Origin of the sequence: Pantoea cypripedii, assembly GCF_011395035.1 — a bacterium.
GTDB lineage: Bacteria > Pseudomonadota > Gammaproteobacteria > Enterobacterales > Enterobacteriaceae > Pantoea > Pantoea cypripedii_A.
Genome location: NZ_CP024768.1, coordinates 1,045,361 through 1,063,135, shown reverse-complemented (window position 1 = coordinate 1,063,135; position 17,775 = coordinate 1,045,361). Strand labels below are relative to the sequence as shown.

At 55.8% G+C, this 17,775-nt stretch carries 14 protein-coding genes; 7 read left to right on the top strand and 7 right to left on the bottom strand.

Features of this window, described 5'->3' with window-relative positions; translation table 11 throughout:
* Positions 1 to 15: 15 nt before the first annotated feature.
* The 3 genes from copA (at position 16) to ybaK (ending at position 4,049) form a co-directional block, all read left to right on the top strand.
* The gene (copA, locus tag CUN67_RS04840; protein ID WP_208714237.1) at positions 16 to 2,523 is read left to right on the top strand and encodes a copper-exporting P-type ATPase CopA; all 2,508 of its coding nucleotides are present in this window, start codon (positions 16 to 18) and stop codon (positions 2,521 to 2,523) included.
* Between the two features lie 70 nt (positions 2,524 to 2,593).
* On the top strand, positions 2,594 to 3,397 hold the full coding sequence (locus CUN67_RS04835; RefSeq protein ID WP_208714236.1) for a TraB/GumN family protein: 804 nt from the start codon (positions 2,594 to 2,596) through the stop codon (positions 3,395 to 3,397).
* A gap of 172 nt (positions 3,398 to 3,569) precedes the next feature.
* Positions 3,570 to 4,049, top strand: coding sequence for a Cys-tRNA(Pro)/Cys-tRNA(Cys) deacylase YbaK (ybaK, locus tag CUN67_RS04830; RefSeq protein WP_208714235.1), 480 nt, complete (start codon positions 3,570 to 3,572; stop codon positions 4,047 to 4,049).
* On the opposite strand, the gene CUN67_RS04825 is transcribed toward ybaK, so the two are convergent.
* Entirely contained in the window at positions 4,046 to 4,915 is an 870-nt protein-coding gene (locus CUN67_RS04825) for a LysR family transcriptional regulator (protein WP_208714234.1), read from the bottom strand. The genes ybaK and CUN67_RS04825 overlap by 4 nt on opposite strands.
* A gap of 90 nt (positions 4,916 to 5,005) precedes the next feature.
* On the opposite strand from CUN67_RS04825, the gene CUN67_RS04820 reads away from it, so the two are divergent.
* Positions 5,006 to 5,440: a multidrug/biocide efflux PACE transporter gene (locus CUN67_RS04820; protein ID WP_208714233.1), complete on the top strand. Its 435-nt coding sequence runs from the start codon at positions 5,006 to 5,008 to the stop codon at positions 5,438 to 5,440.
* A gap of 122 nt (positions 5,441 to 5,562) precedes the next feature.
* Here the strand turns inward: CUN67_RS04820 and ushA are convergent, their stop codons facing one another.
* A complete protein-coding gene (gene ushA / locus CUN67_RS04815; protein ID WP_208714232.1) occupies positions 5,563 to 7,329 on the bottom strand; it encodes a bifunctional UDP-sugar hydrolase/5'-nucleotidase UshA in 1,767 nt (588 codons plus the stop codon).
* A 164-nt stretch (positions 7,330 to 7,493) separates the two neighbouring features.
* On the opposite strand from ushA, the gene CUN67_RS04810 reads away from it, so the two are divergent.
* Positions 7,494 to 8,696 carry an MFS transporter gene (locus tag CUN67_RS04810; RefSeq protein ID WP_208714231.1) on the top strand — a complete coding sequence of 401 codons (1,203 nt, stop codon included), beginning with the start codon at positions 7,494 to 7,496 and terminating at the stop codon, positions 8,694 to 8,696.
* A 207-nt stretch (positions 8,697 to 8,903) separates the two neighbouring features.
* Positions 8,904 to 10,592, top strand: coding sequence for a YbaL family putative K(+) efflux transporter (gene ybaL, locus CUN67_RS04805; protein WP_208714230.1), 1,689 nt, complete (start codon positions 8,904 to 8,906; stop codon positions 10,590 to 10,592).
* Positions 10,593 to 10,678: 86 nt separating this feature from the next.
* Here the strand turns inward: ybaL and CUN67_RS04800 are convergent, their stop codons facing one another.
* From CUN67_RS04800 to CUN67_RS04785, 4 genes are all read right to left on the bottom strand, one after another.
* Complete coding sequence (locus CUN67_RS04800; protein ID WP_208714229.1) at positions 10,679 to 11,980, bottom strand: inosine/guanosine kinase; 1,302 nt, start codon at positions 11,978 to 11,980, stop codon at positions 10,679 to 10,681.
* Positions 11,981 to 12,037: 57 nt separating this feature from the next.
* Complete coding sequence (gene hemH, locus CUN67_RS04795; RefSeq protein ID WP_208714228.1) at positions 12,038 to 12,997, bottom strand: ferrochelatase; 960 nt, start codon at positions 12,995 to 12,997, stop codon at positions 12,038 to 12,040.
* A 114-nt stretch (positions 12,998 to 13,111) separates the two neighbouring features.
* Complete coding sequence (gene adk / locus CUN67_RS04790) at positions 13,112 to 13,756, bottom strand: adenylate kinase (protein WP_208714227.1); 645 nt, start codon at positions 13,754 to 13,756, stop codon at positions 13,112 to 13,114.
* A gap of 98 nt (positions 13,757 to 13,854) precedes the next feature.
* The gene (locus CUN67_RS04785; RefSeq protein ID WP_208714226.1) at positions 13,855 to 14,745 is read right to left on the bottom strand and encodes a DUF6024 family protein; all 891 of its coding nucleotides are present in this window, start codon (positions 14,743 to 14,745) and stop codon (positions 13,855 to 13,857) included.
* A gap of 198 nt (positions 14,746 to 14,943) precedes the next feature.
* On the opposite strand from CUN67_RS04785, the gene CUN67_RS04780 reads away from it, so the two are divergent.
* Positions 14,944 to 15,813 carry a LysR substrate-binding domain-containing protein gene (locus CUN67_RS04780; RefSeq protein WP_084873227.1) on the top strand — a complete coding sequence of 290 codons (870 nt, stop codon included), beginning with the start codon at positions 14,944 to 14,946 and terminating at the stop codon, positions 15,811 to 15,813.
* A 79-nt stretch (positions 15,814 to 15,892) separates the two neighbouring features.
* On the opposite strand, the gene htpG is transcribed toward CUN67_RS04780, so the two are convergent.
* Positions 15,893 to 17,767: a molecular chaperone HtpG gene (gene htpG / locus CUN67_RS04775; protein ID WP_208714225.1), complete on the bottom strand. Its 1,875-nt coding sequence runs from the start codon at positions 17,765 to 17,767 to the stop codon at positions 15,893 to 15,895.
* Positions 17,768 to 17,775: the final 8 nt, after the last annotated feature.

Sequence of the window (17,775 nt, the reverse complement as noted above, 5' to 3'; positions counted from 1 at the left end):
CATAAGGAGTTAAACATGTCACATACACAGTTACTGGCGCTGGATGGCTTATCCTGTGGCCACTGCGTCAAACGGGTCAAAGAGGCGCTGGAACAGCGCAGCGATGTTGAACAGGCTGAGGTGACTCAGCAGGAAGCGCGTGTCACGGGTGCCGCCAGCGCCAGCGATCTGATCGCCACCGTAGAACAGGCAGGGTATCACGCGGCGTTGAAAGACAGCCCAAAGTCTGAACCGTTGGCAGCATCAGAGCCGCAGCCGGAGGCGCTGGCAACGGAGTCCTATTCGCCCCCGGCAGATGAAACTCAGCCCGTCCATCACCTGATAATTGGTGGAATGAGCTGTGCCAGTTGTGTCAGCCGTGTTGAGCGGGCACTGCAAAAGGTGCCTGGCGTGAGTCAGGCACGCGTGAATCTGGGTGAGCGCAGCGCGCTGGTGCTCGGTGATGCACAACCTGCGGCTTTGATTGGAGCGGTCGATCAGGCTGGTTATTCCGCAGAAATTATCGAAGATGAACAAACCCGCCGTGAACGTCAGCAGGTCAGCGCCCGCCAGGCAATGCGCCGATTTGGCTGGCAATCGGCACTGGCGTTGTTGCTCGGCGTACCGATGATGATCTGGGGCATGCTGGGTGACAATATGATGCTCAGCGCCAGCAACATCACGTTATGGCGCACGCTGGGGGTCATAACGTTACTGGTGATGGTGATAGCAGGCGGCCACTTCTACCGCAGCGCCTGGCGCAGCCTGCGTCACGGCACCGCAACCATGGATACGCTAGTTGCCCTCGGCACCGGTGCTGCCTGGCTCTATTCCATGAGCGTGGCGCTGTGGCCCGAATTTTTCCCGGTGCAGGCGCGTCATCTCTATTTTGAAGCCAGCGTGATGATCATTGGTTTGATCAATCTGGGCCATGCGCTTGAACAACGGGCACGGCAACGGGCTTCCCAGGCACTGGAACGTTTGCTGGATTTAACCCCGGCCCAGGCCCGTGTCATCAGCGATCAGGGGGAAACTCTGCTGCCGCTGAGTGAAGTGCAGCCCGGTATGCTGATCAAACTGGTCACCGGTGACCGCGTACCGGTCGATGGCGAAGTCGACAGCGGCGAAGCCTGGTGCGATGAAGCCATGCTGACGGGCGAAGCCGTACCGCAAAGCAAACAATCTGGAGACAAAGTCTACGCCGGTACGCTGGTACAGGACGGTACGCTGCGATTTATTGCTCGCGCCACCGGCAGCCATACCACTCTGGCGCGCATCATCAATCTGGTCCGTCAGGCACAGAGCAGCAAACCCGATATCGGACGCCTTGCTGACCGTATCTCCGCAATATTTGTGCCCGTGGTCGTGGCGATTGCCCTGCTCAGCGGGTTGATCTGGTATCTGGCTGGCCCACAACCGCAGCTGGCTTACACGCTGGTCATTGTCACCACGGTATTGATTATCGCCTGTCCCTGCGCCCTTGGACTGGCAACGCCCATGTCAGTGATTGCCGGTGTGGGGCGTGCCGCAGAGCTGGGTGTGCTGGTACGGGATGCTGATGCGCTACAACGCGCCAGCGAAGTGGACACGCTGGTATTCGATAAAACCGGCACCCTGACGCAGGGATCGCCACAGGTGAATGATGTGCTGTTGTATGCCAACTGGGATCGTCAGCAGGTGCTGCAGGCGGCGGCACAGCTGGAGCAAGACTCCAGCCATCCACTGGCAAAAGCGATCGTTGAGGCGACCCCAGAGCTGCCTGCCGCTGAAATTGAGCAATTTCGTACAATACGCGGCAAGGGTGTCAGCGCTAAAGTCGCGGGCAGAACGTTGTTGCTGGGCAACCTTGCGTTGATGGAAGCACAGCAGGTGGATTGTGCGGTCGCGCGTGACGACATTGAGCGGCTGGCAGCGCAGGGAGCCACGCCGGTGCTACTGGCGGATGAGCACCAACTGCTCGGGTTGATCGCCTTACGTGACAGCTTGCGTCCGGAGAGCCGCGACGCGCTGCAACGCCTGCATCAACAGGGATATCAGTTGATCATGCTGACCGGCGATCATGAAAAAACCGCGCGGGCCATCGCTGCCGAAGCCGGAATTGATCAGGTTATTGCGGGCGTACTGCCTGAAGGAAAAGCGCAGGCCATTGCGCAGTTACAACAGCAGGGGCGCAAAGTGGTGATGGTGGGCGATGGTATTAACGACGCACCGGCACTGGCACAGGCGGATGTGGGAATTGCCATGGGCGGTGGCAGCGATGTCGCCGTTGAAACCGCCGCCATGGCGCTGATGCGCAACGACCTGCACTGCGTCGCCGATGCGCTGGCCATTTCCCGCGCCACGTTACGAAATATGCGGCAAAACCTGCTGGGGGCATTTGTTTACAATAGTTTAGGCATTCCGATTGCAGCAGGTGTACTTTATCCGTTTACCGGGATGCTGCTTAGCCCGATCGTGGCTGGGGCAGCGATGGCACTCTCTTCCATCACCGTGGTGAGTAATGCGAATCGTCTGCTGCGCTTTAAGCCGCCGGTACGCCAATAGCAAGCCCTGCGCTGTTTTTTGCGCGCCGAAATCGCTAGCATGGATTTTTGTGAATTAAAAAGGACAGGGAATGAGACGCAGCCTGTGGCAATGCGTAACACAGCTGATATCGCGACTTTTTCCGGCCAGCTACCCCTGGCCTGCGATGGATATTCAGTTGGGCGATCGCCGGTTACATCTGGTCGGCAGCATTCATATGGGTTCACGCGATATGCAGCCGCTACCTGCCCGTCTGCTGCGCCTGTTAGCGAAAGCCGATGCACTGATCGTCGAAGCCGACATTACCCAGGGTGGCTCACCGTTCGCCGACGGTGACGAGCTGCCGCCGCTGGCAGATCGCCTTGCCAGTGCCACCTTCAGCAGGCTCAGCACCCTGTGTGATGAGCTGACATTATCGATAACGATGTTTGATCATCTGCCCATGTGGCAGATTGCCCTGATGTTGCAGGCGCAACAGGCGCAGCGCCTCGGGCTGCGACCACAATACGGCATCGATTATCAGTTGTTGCAGGCGGCCAAAAACGTTAACAAGCCGGTGATTGAGCTGGAAGGCCCTGATACGCAAATCGCCCTGCTGAAATCGCTGCCAGACGATGGCCTGCCGCTGCTGCTGGATACGCTGGAGCACTGGCACACCAACGCCCGTTTGCTGCAAACCATGATCAGCTGGTGGCTTGATGCCCCGCCGAAACAGCAACCGGTCGCGTTACCCACCACGTTTAGCAATGAACTGAATGACACCTTGATGCGTAACCGCAACCAGCACTGGCGTGAATTGATGCTGGCACTGCCGCCGGGGCGTTATGTGGTGGCGGTGGGTGCGCTCCATCTTTACGGAGATGATAATTTACCGGGCCTGTTAAAGACGCGCTAAAAAAAGAAGGCCGATATTGTTATCGGCCCGTCAAAGAAGAATTTGTTTATGATTTTGGTTATCACACAGCCATTACTGGCTGGCGCGGGCCAATTCTCGCGCAAAGTTCAGAATTTCGCCAGCATTATTCGCCACAATATGTTTAAGATTTTTCTTAGCAAGGATTAAACCAATGACTCCCGCCGTAAAACTGCTGGAAAAACAAAAAGTCAGCTTTACCCTGCATCCTTACGAACATGACAGCCATGAAACCAATTTTGGTGACGAGGCGGTACGTAAGCTGAATCTGGATGCACGTCAGGTGTTCAAAACGCTGCTGGTCGCGTTGAATGGTGATGCAAAGCAGCTGGCAGTGGCCGTCACCCCGGTCTCCACTCAGCTCGATTTAAAGAAAGTTGCCAAAGCACTGGGGGCGAAAAAAGCCGATATGGCTGATCCGCTGCTGGCGCAGCGCGTAACCGGTTATCTGGTGGGCGGAATCAGCCCACTGGGGCAGAAAAAACGTCTGCCTACCGTGATTGATCAGCAGGCGGCGGAATTCGCCACCATTTTTATTTCCGGTGGGAAACGTGGGCTGGATATTGAGCTGGCGGCGCAGGATCTGTCACGTCTGCTGGATGCGCCGCTGGCTGATGTCGCCCGACGCGATTAAGCAGGTTGCTGAGCGCAGAGTTGATCGATCATCCAACGCCCGGCAGGTCCGGGCGGATTGCGCCGCGACCAGACCGCTTCCACCGCAATATGCTGCGGCCATCCCGGCACTGGCAACTCCTGCAATACCTGATGACCAAACTGCTGCACCAGCCAGCGCGGCAGCACACTCCAGCCAAACCCCTGTTCTGCCATCTCCAGCAATAACAGATAGGAAGGCGCTGACCACACCCGGCCAGCGGGCATCGGTTCGCGCGTTTCCACCCAGGTGTTGAGCCGCAACTGACGCAGATCGCCCAGTTGCCCCTCGCTGACCTGTGCCTGTTGCGCCAGCGGGTGATCCTGATGCAGATAAATCGCCATCTGCGCCCCGACCTGCAAACGCGTTACCGCAATATCCGCTGGCAGCGCAGGCTGAGCGCGCACCACGCCCAGATGCACTCGCCCGGCCTGGAGCAGATCCAGCACATCAGCGTCTTCCGCGATCATGCATTCAAATTCGATATCCGGATAACGTGCCTCAAAACGGGTCAGCAGATTTTCATGATGATCCGCCTGCCAGAAATCAGAAATCGCCAGGCTGAGGCGTGGCTCCACGCCCTGCGCCAGCCGCACCGCCAGTTCATCCAGTCGCTGGCTGGCCGCCAGAATTTGCTGCACCTGCGCCAGGGCGCGTTGGCCCTGCTCGGTTAATACCGGCTGACGTCCCTGACGATCAAACAGCATAAACCCTAAATCATCTTCCAGATTCGCCACCGCGCTGCTGATGGTGGACTGGCTTTTGCCCAGCGCACGCGCAGCAGCAGAAAAGGAGCCGCTGGACACAGTCTGAACAAAAGCCTCAAGGGATTCCGGGGAGTATTTCATAGTTATCCATCGCTTTTATCGATAGGTGTTCATTTTATCTTAGCATTAGCAAGTGAGAAAATGTGCCGCGTAACAAATCAGGAGGTTTTTATGCGTACCCGTTCATTAAAAGAACGTTTTTATCACGCCGCATGCTTTGAAGTTCTGGCGATTTTAACTGTGGCACCGCTGGCAGCCTGGGCGATGGAAAAGCCACTGTTTCAGATGGGATCGCTGGCGATTATGCTGTCGACCGTCGCCATGCTGTGGAACATGATTTACAACACCGGTTTTGATCGGCTGTGCCCGCCAGGCAAAGTCCATCGTGGCCCGCTGCTACGTATTCTGCACGCGCTGGGATTTGAAGGTGGCTTTATCGTGATTGGCTTGCCGATCGCTGCCTGGATGCTCAGTATTTCCCTGCTGGAAGCCTTTATGCTGGAAGTGGCGTTTTTCCTGTTCTTCCTGCCCTATACCGTGGCGTATAACTGGTTATGGGATAAGTTGCGCCAGCGCTGGCTGACGCGTAAGTCATGTCAGGCCTGAGCATCGGACCACACCAAACCCGCGTGATAAATCACCCCGCGACAAACCGGTGTGCGATTCAGGCACGGCGTACATTCGCGCACCTGGCGTAGCGGCGCGATTTATCGCGCAATGGCGTGGAATTATTTCTCCACCGCATGGGGCAGAATCCACGCCAGCACCGTTTGCGGATAGCTGCGCTTCTTTGGTTTTTCCTGCGGTGGCTCCTGCACTTTGTCCCGCTGCTGCTTCTGTGCTTCCGTCAGATGAACGATGCCATCGCCTGGCGCATAATCACTCACTTTCAGTGGTGAATGCTGACTTACCCAGTCACGCAAAACATCAGCATCACGTAACCCGGTATTGGTATAACCCGCATGGCTGTCGATGCGCGGATAACCATCCCCGCCAGTGGCGTTAAAACTGTTGGTCGCCATGCGATAGGTTTTATCCCTATCCAGCGGGACACCATTGATTTTCACCTCACTGACGCTGCTGCCATCGGCCACCAGGCTGATATGGGCAAACTGCGCAAAGCCACCCGCATCGGTTTTGATGTTGGCGACCGTGGCCAGATAAGCCAGCAATTCCCGGCCAGTCAGCGTCACGGATACCACCTGGTTGCTGAAGGGCTGTACCTGCAATAAATCGCGCCAGCTGATCTCTCCCTGCGCCAGCGACGTGCGAATGCCACCGCCGCTCATCACCGCAAAGTCCGCTTTGGTCGCTGCCATCTGAGCACGCAAAATCAGCTGCCCCAGATTAGTTTGTACAAAACGTACCTGATCACGATCGCCGACAAAAACACCGTCGCTGCTGCCCACCTTCACATCCAGTTTTGCTTCAGCCCGTTTCTGGAAAGGGGTCAGCAGTTTCATCATCGCCGGGTTCTGCGGAATTTCTTCCTGCCAGGTCAGCCATGACTCGCTGCCGTCGAAATTCTTCACCTTGTGCTTCAGGTTAACCGGGATCAGCTGGTAATTTTCCAACGTCAGCTCCCCGTTGCGGAAAGTAAAATCGCCGCGCCCGACATATTTACCCCACTCTTTCGCCTGCACGATCCACACACCATTCTGGCGATCTGGCTGGCAGGGCTGGCCCGGCTGATAATTTTTGACGCTGACATTCTCTTTTTCCATACAGACCGCATCATGCGAGTGACCACCGACAATCAGGTTAATGGTGCCGGGTGGCAGGCTGCGTGCCAGCTCGACATCGCCCGGTGCATTGCTGCCGTGCCTGCCATCGTCATAATGGCCCATATGGGTCAGCGCAATGATCACATCCGGTTTTACGCTGGCACGTAATTCCGCAACCGCTTTTTCGGTCTCCGTGACCGGATCGCGAATCTCCAGGGTAGCGACGCTGGCGGGATTGGCAATGCGCAGCGTATCGGTGGTGGTCAGGCCGATCACCGCAACTTTCAGCCCCATGCGATTGAAGATGGCCCAGGGTTTGAACAGCCGCTTACCGGTGCTTTTGTCGTAAATATTGGCAGAAAGAAAGGGAAATTTGGCCCATTTTTGCTGTTTCTGTAACACGCTGAGCGGCTTATCAAACTCATGATTCCCCAGCGCCATCGCATCATAGCCCACCAGGTTCATGCCACGGATATCGGGTTCGGCATCCAGCAAATCAGACTCCGGCACCCCGGTATTCACGTCACCACCCGACAGAATCAATACACCGTTCCCTTTGGACTGGGCATCATAGCGCTGGAAATCCATCAGGGTTTTCTGCGCCGCGAGGCCATACTCGCCCTGCGCGTTGGGCCAGTAATGGCCGTGCTGATCGTTGGTATGCAGGATAGTCAGACGGTAGGTGCGATCGGTTTGCCATGCCTGTGCCAGCATCGGCAACAGTAAGATGATCAACGCCAGCCAATGCGTTCTGCGGGGTAGTAACAACAAAGCCGATCTCCTTATTCTGCGTTTTCCCACTAACCAGTGGACTTTATGTGCTTTATCGCCCTTCTGTGTCGCACAGATCGCACTTTAACTCAAGATGAAAGGCTTATAGAGTCATGTGAGAAGTAACAACTTGATAACGAAAATTGACACATTTCAGGAATTTTATGGCAAGCGATCATACCCTCACCTCCCCGACACGCGCACCGGCGCGTACTGCATTTGGCATTTTAGGGGCTATCAGCCTCGCTCATCTGCTGAATGATATGTTGCAGTCACTGCTGCTGGCGATTTACCCGCTGTTGCAAAAAGATTTTAGCCTTAACTTTGTGCAGATTGGCCTGATCACCCTGACTTTTCAGGTCACCGCCTCTCTGCTGCAACCGCTGGTGGGTTATTACACCGACAAATATCCAAAACCCTGGTCACTCCCGGTGGGAATGGGTTTTACGCTCTGTGGCCTGGTGCTGCTGACCTTTGCCAGTGATTATGTCCAGGTTCTGCTGGCGGCTGCACTGGTAGGGAGCGGATCATCGGTCTTTCATCCGGAATCATCACGCGTGGCGCGTATGGCGTCGGGTGGACGTCATGGTCTGGCGCAATCGCTGTTCCAGGTGGGCGGTAACTTTGGCAGCGCCCTCGGCCCGCTGCTGGCAGCGATGATTGTCGCCCCTTATGGCAAAGGCCACCTCGGCTGGTTTGTGCTGGCAGCGCTGCTGGGGATTATCGTGTTGTTGCAGGTCAGCCGCTGGTATAGCCACCAGCAGCGCGCCGCCAAAGCCAAAACCACGGCGACACCAGCAAACCCGCTGCCACGCAAAAAAGTGGTGCTGGCGATCAGCATTTTGTTGCTGCTGATTTTCTCCAAGTATTTCTATCTCACCAGCCTGAGTAGTTACTACACCTTCTATTTAATGCAGAAATTCGGCCTCTCGGTGCAGGCATCACAGTTTCATCTGTTTGCCTTTTTGGGCGCAGTGGCGGCTGGCACCATTATTGGCGGGCCGATTGGCGATAAGATTGGCCGTAAATATGTTATCTGGGGTTCAATACTGGGCGTGGCCCCCTTCACGCTACTTTTGCCGCATGCCTCATTAATGTGGACCAGCGTATTGAGCGTGATTATTGGTCTGATTCTCGCCTCAGCGTTTTCCGCCATTCTGGTCTATGCGCAGGAGCTGCTGCCGGGACGTATCGGTATGGTTTCCGGGCTATTTTTCGGTTTTGCCTTCGGTATGGGGGGATTGGGTGCCGCCGTACTCGGCGTAGTAGCAGACCACACCAGCATCGAATGGGTTTATCAAATCTGTGCCTGGCTGCCACTTATCGGCCTTTTGACCGCTTTCCTGCCTGATAATCGCCACGCCTGAGCCACTTTGCGGGGGGAATTATTTTTCTCTTCCCCCGCAGTTCAGCATAAATCCTGCCGATAGAGGGAGATAACTGATGAAAATGACGCTTCGGCAGCATTTTTGTCAGTTTTCCACATATTCTTCGCAAATGTATAAACGCCGTTAGCAATTGTGCAGTAAACTTGGTTGTTACAAGCGGATACATTTGCACACAAGGAGACAGGCATGCATCACACCACACCGTTGATCACCACCATTGTCGGGGCGCTGGTCCTCGCCTTTCTCCTTGGTATGCTGGCCAATCGCCTGCGCATCTCGCCGCTGGTCGGTTATTTACTGGCTGGGGTGATGGCGGGTCCCTTTACCCCCGGCTTCGTCGCGGATACCAATCTGGCACCTGAACTGGCTGAGTTAGGCGTCATTCTGCTGATGTTTGGTGTGGGGTTGCACTTTTCGCTGAAGGATTTGATGTCGGTAAAGTCCGTCGCCATTCCTGGCGCTGTCGCGCAAATCGCCGTGGCAACGCTGCTGGGAATGGGGCTGTCGTGGGCGCTGGGCTGGTCAGTGATGACCGGACTGGTGTTTGGTCTGTGTCTCTCCACTGCCAGCACCGTGGTGTTGCTGCGTGCACTGGAGGAGCGTCAGCTGATTGATAGCCAGCGCGGGCAAATCGCCATTGGCTGGCTGATTGTGGAAGACCTGGTGATGGTCCTGACGCTGGTACTGCTGCCCGCCATCGCGGGTATGCTGGAACAGGGCAACGCCAGCCCGACGCTGCTGGCGTGGGATCTGTTAATGACCATCGGTAAAGTGGTCGCCTTTATGGTGCTGATGATGGTCGTGGGCCGTCGTGCGGTGCCGTGGATTCTGGCGAAAAGCGCGGCCACCGGCTCCCGCGAGCTGTTCACGCTTGCGGTACTGGCGCTGGCGCTGGGTATCGCTTTCGGCGCGGTGGAGTTTTTTGATGTCTCCTTTGCCCTCGGCGCATTCTTCGCCGGTATGGTGCTGAATGAATCGGAACTGAGCCACCGCGCCGCACACGATACATTGCCGCTGCGCGATGCGTTTGCCGTGTTGTTTTTCGTCTCGGTTGGCATGCTGTTCGACCCGATGATCCTGATCGAGCAGCCGCTGGCGGTGCTGGGTGCGCTGGTGATCATCGTGGTGGGTAAATCCGTGGCCGCCTGGCTGCTGGTAACGCTGCTGGGTCACTCGCGCCGTACCGCCCTGACGATTTCCGTCAGCCTGGCGCAGATTGGCGAATTTGCCTTTATTCTGGCTGGTCTGGGCATCTCGCTGGGCCTGCTAAGCCATGAAGGGCGCAATCTGGTGCTGGCCGCCGCCATTCTCTCGATTATGCTCAACCCGATTCTGTTCACCCTGCTGGAACGCTATCTCGATAAAACCGAGACCATGGAAGAACAAACGCTGGAGGAAGCCATTGAGGAAGAAAAGCAGATTCCGGTGGATATCTGCGATCACGCGGTGATTGTGGGTTATGGGCGCGTCGGCAGCCTGCTGGGGCAAAAACTGATAGAAGCTGATGTTCCGCTGGTGGTGGTGGAGAACTCACGGCCACGCGTCGAAGCCCTGCGCGAACAAGGCATCAAAGCGGTGCTGGGCAATGCCGCCCGTAGCGATATCATGGAACTGGCGCGACTTGACTGCGCACGCTGGCTGCTGCTGACCATCCCCAATGGTTATGAAGCGGGCGAGATTGTCACTGCCGCCCGTGAAAAGCGCGACAATATTGAGATCATAGCCCGCGCCCATTATGACGACGAGGTGGAATACATTCTTGAGCGTGGTGCTAATCGGGTGGTGATGGGTGAACGCGAAATCGCCAACAGCATGCTGCATATGCTGCAAGAAGAAATCGCGCAAAACCCGATTGTGCGTGAGTGCCCGATTTGATTTGAAGGTTTAATGCCGTAGCGGCGCGATTTATCGCGCTGGTTTTAAAAGACGCGCGATAAATCGCGCCGCTACGGGTTATAGGCTTACCTGTCCCAGTACGACTCTTCCAGGCTATCCTCGCGCTCCGGCAGGCCACGCATCAGGCGTGGTGAGTGTTGATTCAGCACCTGATAACTGACGCGGTTAGCATATTTACACACCTGCGCCAGTGACGAATAGGTCAGATATTCCCGTGCATGCTTACTGGAGTTCGGCACTTTCTGGCGATGGAAGCTATTGGCTGTGATGTCATGCAGCAGTGCCGCAAGAGCCGCATCGCCCGCGCCATTGGTGTTCATGATCTTTTCGGGCCCGCCCATATACGGGGCGATATGCGAGAAAATACGCAGCGGTTGCTGGCAATCCCGCTGGCGCATCGCACGGCTGAACTCAAACTGGTTAAATTCCGCAATCGCTCCCGGCAGCAACGGATGGTTGGTTTTACGTTTATATTCCTCTTCGGTAAAGCCCGCCATATAGAGCCCGCTTGGCCCAGCCGTGCACAACACCAGATCGACCCAGTCCAGTGCCATATTGGCTGCCAGCAGTGGGTCTGCTTCACCGGTCAGCGCCAGGGCTTCTTCCTCATTCATCGCCACAATGGAGACATGGTCGCGCAGAAAATCACGCCAGAACTGCGGATCATCCTGAATGACGTATTTGGTGCCCAGCGTCAGTACCACCGGCACATTATGTTGTCTGGCATACTCAATCGCGCGCAGCGTCGCGGCTGGCATTGGTTCGCCCGGCTGGCAACGCACCAGATAGGAGGTGAGCACCAGCGCGGAAGCCCCCGCAATCACCTCTTCCGGGATGCTGGCAACCTGTAACTGGTTCATCAGCCCCGGGCTGATGGCAAACGTTCGCTCGCCCTGCTCCCCAATCAGGGTAAAGCAGCGGCCAATCGCGCCATCAACGCCCTGCAAATAGTTGAGGTCCATACGGCTGGAGGTGTTGCACAGGTAGCGATAGGCATAGCTGCCAATCTGGATGTTGCTGCACATCACCCCCAGCAGCACCGAACGGTCATCGGCCAGCACCGAGTAGTTATGCAGCGTATTGCCAATGGTGCCACCGGCAAACTGGTGGCTAATCAACTGATCACGCAACAACTCGTTGTAGAGCGCTTCGGCAGTTGCGTCATCAATGACCAGCGAATGGCCGGCGCTGAGGCCGTAGCGTTGCAGAAAATCCTCATCGACTTTCGCTTCGATATCCACCAGCGTCTGGTCAATACCGACCACCCAGCTCCCCTCCTCCTGAATCTGTTGTGAAACCTGGAGCAGCGGATCACGCGCGCTAACGGGGAAATAGTGTTTGGATTTACGTTTGCCGGGAAATTTCATGGAGGATGCCGTGTGGAAAATCAGGCAGAGAATGATAGCACATTCTCTGCCGCTCCCTTAACGGCGTGCGTTGACCAGCTGAACCATCATTGCGATGTGTTCATCGTCCGCGTTGAGCGCAGGGATGTACTCAAACTTTTCACCGCCCGCGTGCAGGAAAAATTCACGATTCTGCTCGCTAATCTCCTCAAGCGTTTCGAGACAGTCGGCGGCAAAGCCCGGACTCATCACCTGTACATGTTTGATTCCTTTCGCAGGCAAACCCTGCATGGTTTCATCGGTGTAAGGCGTCAGCCACGGCTCGCGGCCAAAGCGTGACTGGAAGGTCATCATAATTTTGTGCGGGGCAATCCCCAGCGCAGCCGCCAGCGCATCGGTGGTGTCTTTACAGCGCAGAGGATAATCATCACCTTCGTCAGCGAAACGCTGCGGGATGCCATGATAAGAAAGAACCAGCAAATCCGGCTCGCCATGCTGGGCAAACGAGCGCTCAACGGATGCTTTCAGGGCGGCGATGTAGGCCGGATGCTCGGCATAATCACGGATAAATGCCACTTCTGGCAGTGAACGCAGCGGTTTGAAGCTGGACGCCAGGCCATCCCACACGGCAGCCACCGTTGAGCAGGAGAATTGCGGATAGAGCGGCAGCACAATCAATTTGGTCACGCCCTGTGCCAGCAGGCTTTTGAGTGCGCCATCAAGGCTCGGCTGGCCGTAGCTCATCCCCAGCTCTACCGGCATATCCAGCTGCTGCGCCAGTGCAGCACGTTGCCGCTGGCTGAACACCATCAGCGGGGAACCTTCCTCCATCCATACCGATCCATACAATTTGGACACGCGCGGCGATCGGAACGGCAAAATGATGAAGTTAAGAATCGGCCACCACAGCCAGCGCGGCGTATCAACCACGCGCGGGTCACCAAGGAATTGTTTCAGATAACGTTTAACCGCTGGCGTAGTAGGTGCCTCTGGTGTGCCTAAATTAACCAGTAAAACCCCGGGCTTTTCTTGCCTCATTGTATTTCCTTGCTGTTAAAACGAATGGGTCAAAATCGGGAGAAATTGTAGCGGAAAAAGCAGGAGGGGAAAGCAATTGCTGCAAAAGGGCCGGTAAACCGGCCCTGAGATGGCTTAACCGAGGATGGTCGCCAGCTGTGCACTCACTTCAGCAACCTGGCGGGTGCCGTCGATTTTGTGGTACTGCGTGTTACCGGCTTCTGCTTCTTTGCTGTAGTAAGCAATCAGCGGCGCGGTCAACTGATGGTATTCCACCAGACGTTTACGCACGGTTTCTTCCTGGTCGTCTTTACGCGTGGTCAGCTCTTCGCCGGTCGCATCATCTTTACCTTCCACTTTCGGCGGATTGTATTTGATGTGATAAACGCGGCCAGACGGCGCATGCACACGACGGCCAACAATGCGATCCACAATCAGTTCATCCGGCACGGCAAACTCCAGCACGAAATCGACGCTGATACCCGCCTCTTTCATCGCATCAGCCTGCGGAATGGTGCGCGGGAAGCCATCAAGCAGGAAGCCGTTTTTGCAGTCTTCCTGGGTAATACGCTCTTTAACCAGCGCAATAACCAGCTCGTCGGTCACCAGTTTACCGGCATCCATAATGGCTTTCGCCTGCTGGCCCAGTTCGGTGCCTGCTTTCACTGCCGCACGCAGCATGTCGCCAGTGGAGATTTGCGGAATACCGTATTTCTCCATGATGAATTGAGCCTGAGTGCCCTTACCTGCGCCCGGTGCCCCGAGCAGAATAATACGCATTGCGTAATTCCCCTTGCGAATCGCATTGATCAATCTGAGAAGGCGAAGACCATACCATTATGACCCGCGCACCACAAGGAAAGGGGGCGCGGTTACGCCTAATGTCCTACTTTACTGCCTTTTGTTGCTGATACCAGTCCGATGCGGGATTTTTCCACTTTTTCAGAATCGCGACCGTTATTCAGCAGCTCGCGCAGACGTTTCGCCAGGGTACTGGTCATATTCTGACTTTTGGTTGCGCTACCCCGCACATTGGCACGTAACAACATGCGCCTTTGTACTGGCCATAGCTGCAAATCGGGATGCGGCTCCTGTTGCGACGGGCCTGGCACCGTCGGCAGAAGCGCGAATGGCAGACCAGGCTGCTGGAGAGATTGCAGTGAAAATGGCGCTTCCAGCGTGATGGTGTCGACACTGGCGATATTGTAAGGTCGCCATCCCGCTGCGGCCATCTGCGCCAGCGCCTGCTCCGGCGTATCGCCGAGAGCCAGGCCCTGTTCGAACAACCGCAACTCGCTGCGCACCAGCGTACTGAAGTCCTGGGTACGCAGGGCGATCAACACCAGATCTGCGCTTAATTCTGCGTGGCGATCCAGACGTGCCACAAACAACCGGGCATCGCTGATCAGACGACGGTGCAATTGCGAGGCAAAAGACTCAGACGCATCCGTTACGCCCTGGCTTTGGCACTCATCCAGCGGACGCACGCGGCCATAGAACAGATCAACATGTTCAATCAGCGCGATATTCCCCGCCATAACGGGAACCGCCGGTAATACGCTTAATTCACTGGCGCGATATTGCGAGGCAAAACGAGACTGATTGCGCGCCTGCTCCTGACGTAAGAACAGCTGCGAGAGCAACACCCGCGCAATATGTAATGAAGGTGCAAAGAACAGGTCATACTGTTCCAGCCGGTAGTGACGGGAAAGCAAGCCGCGAAGCCGATCGCGCGCCGCCGCCCTGGCAGAAGCATTCTGTCGAGCCATCACGTGATTATTCTCTTATTTTTTGCTGCGTGGGATGGCGGGTGATGCTGAGGTCCATGGCGAAAATCACCGGCGTAAACACAGAGACGCCTGCCAGTCAACCCGCCATAATCAGGGGGAAAGGTTAGGCCAATGCGGCTGGACTTTGAAATGATATAAACTGACAATCCCTGTTAGGTTTTTACACAGGGGATGAGTATGACCGGGCTACCTTCGTTACGTGCACTGCATTATTTTCACCAGGCGGCCCTGCACAGCAGCTTTAGCGTAGCCGCTGAACGTTTGCATGTGACTCACAGCGCCATCAGCCATCAGGTTCGTCAGCTGGAAAGCTGGATGGGCAAGCCTCTGTTTGTTCGCACCAATGGACGCGTCAAATTAACCTCACATGGTGAGCGCTTGCTGGTTAGTTGCCAGAAAGCCTTTAGCGAACTTTCCACCACCTGCGAAAGTATTCGTACCGGGATGCGCCACCATCTCAGCGTCTCCTGCGCACCCAGTTTTCTTTCCCAATGGCTGATTCCCCGTATCAGCAGCTTTTATCTGCGTTATCCCGACATTGAGATCCAGTTCCAGCAGTTGGTGGAGATCGATCTGCTGCGCAGCGAACACACTGACGTGCTGATTCTCAGCTATGAACAGTCACCTGACGACGATATTGATGCCACGCTGATCAGCGATGATTACATTGGCCCGCTCTGCGCCCCGCAATTTGCGGCGCGTTTCCAGAATGAACAGGACCTGGCAACGTTACCGCTGCTGCATGCCGACACGCGGCTGCATGCCTGGGCTGAATGGTCGAAAACCAGCGGCACCCGGGGTAATTTTTGGGTAGGTAAACATTTCGACAATCTCACCCTGGGTATCCAGGCGGCAAGAAATGGGTTGGGCGTGATCATGGCACCGCGTCTGCTGGTGCGTCAGGAGTTAAACGACGGTACGTTAATCGCCCCACTCGGCTTTGTGCGTGTGGACCGTGCCACCTGGATGATGACCAAAGCCTCACGCCAGCATGATGCGGAGATTACCTTGTTTCGCGATTGGTTACGGGACGAGGCGCTGCATTGATGGGTAGCGGCGCAATTTATTGCGCTGTTTTTAACAGAGCGCGATAAATCGCGCCGCTACGGGTCAGATGTAATTAGCGTTATGCCGTCAGCAGCTGGTTCATACGACGGATAAACTGGTTCGGATCGTCCAGCGTACCGCGTTCGGCCAGCAACGCCTGATCCAGCAACAACTCCACCCATTCGCCAAAGCGGCTTTCATCCTGGGTATCTGCCACGCGTTTCACCAGCGTGTGATCCGGGTTCAGTTCGAAGATGTACTTCACATCCGGCACGTCCTGGCCCGCCGCGGCAAAAAGTTTTGCCATCTGGGTGCTCATTTCATTGGCATCAGTGGTGACAATTGCCGGGGTATCCGTCAGACGATGAGTTAAACGCACCTCTTTGACACGCTCACCCAGCAGGGTTTTCACGCGATCAACAAACGGTTCCAGCGCCTTTTCCGCTTCCTTCTGTTCTTCGGTTTCTTCGTCGGCCAGCTTGCTCAGCGATTCATCCGCTTTGCTCACTGACTGGAAGGATTTGCCGTCAAACTCGGTGAGATAGCTCATCATCCATTCGTCGATGCGGTCGGACAGCAGCAGCACCTCGATACCTTTCTTACGGAACAGCTCCAGATGTGGGCTGCTTTTCGCCGCGGCGTAGCTGTCGGCGGTGATGTAGTAAATCTTATCCTGGCCTTCCACCATACGGCTCAGGTAGTCATCCAGCGAGATAGTTTGTTCCGCGCCTTCGCTTTGCGTGGTGGCAAAACGCAGCAACTTCGCGATCTGCTGCTGGTTGGCATTATCTTCCGCCGGACCTTCTTTCAGTACCAGACCGAACTCTTTCCAGAACTGCTGATATTTTTCCGTGTCATCTTTCGCCAGCTTTTCCAGCATTTGCAGGCTGCGTTTGGTCAGCGCACCACGCAGGCTTTGCGTTACGCGGCTGTCTTGCAGGATCTCGCGCGACACGTTGAGCGGCAGGTCATTGGAGTCGATCAGACCACGCACGAAACGCAGATAGTTCGGCATAAACTGTTCAGCATCATCCATGATAAACACGCGCTGAACATAAAGTTTCAAGCCGTGTTTATGGTCGCGGTTCCACATGTCGAACGGGGCACGCGCCGGGATATACAGCAGGCTGGTGTACTCCTGCTTACCTTCCACACGATTGTGGCTCCAGATCGCCGGATCGCTGAAGTCATGGGCGATATGTTTGTAGAATTCGTTGTACTCTTCGTCGCTGATCTCAGCTTTGTTACGCGTCCACAGCGCCTGGGCTTTGTTGATCTTTTCCCAGCTGGTAGCGTCGCTTTCTTCATCTTTGCTTTCGATTTCTACCGGCAGCGCGATGTGATCGGAATATTTACTGATGATGCTGCGCACGCGCCAGGCATCGAGGAACTCATCCTCGCCTTCACGCATATGCAGGGTGATTTCAGTGCCGCGATCGGCTTTTTCGATTTCTGCGAGGGTATATTCACCTTCGCCGGCAGATTCCCAGAACACGCCTTCATCAGCGCTGGCACCGGCGGCGCGCGTGCGCACCGTGACTTTATCGGCCACGATAAATGCGGAGTAGAAACCGACACCAAACTGGCCGATCAGCTGGCTGTCTTTTGCCGAGTCAGAACCCATCGATTCCAGGAACGCTTTGGTGCCTGATTTTGCGATGGTGCCGAGGTTCTCAATCACCTCATCACGACGCATGCCGATGCCGTTGTCGCTCAGCGTCAGCGTACGATTTTCCTTGTCGACCGAGATCCGCACACGCAGCTCGCCGTCGCCTTCATACAGATCCGCTGCCGACAGCGCGCGGAAGCGCAGTTTGTCAGCCGCATCAGAGGCGTTGGAGATCAGTTCACGCAGGAAAATCTCTTTATTTGAATAGAGGGAATGGATCATCAGGTGCAGAAGTTGTTTTACCTCTGACTGGAAGCCACGCGTCTCTTGTCCTTTCATGGTCATTGCTACCT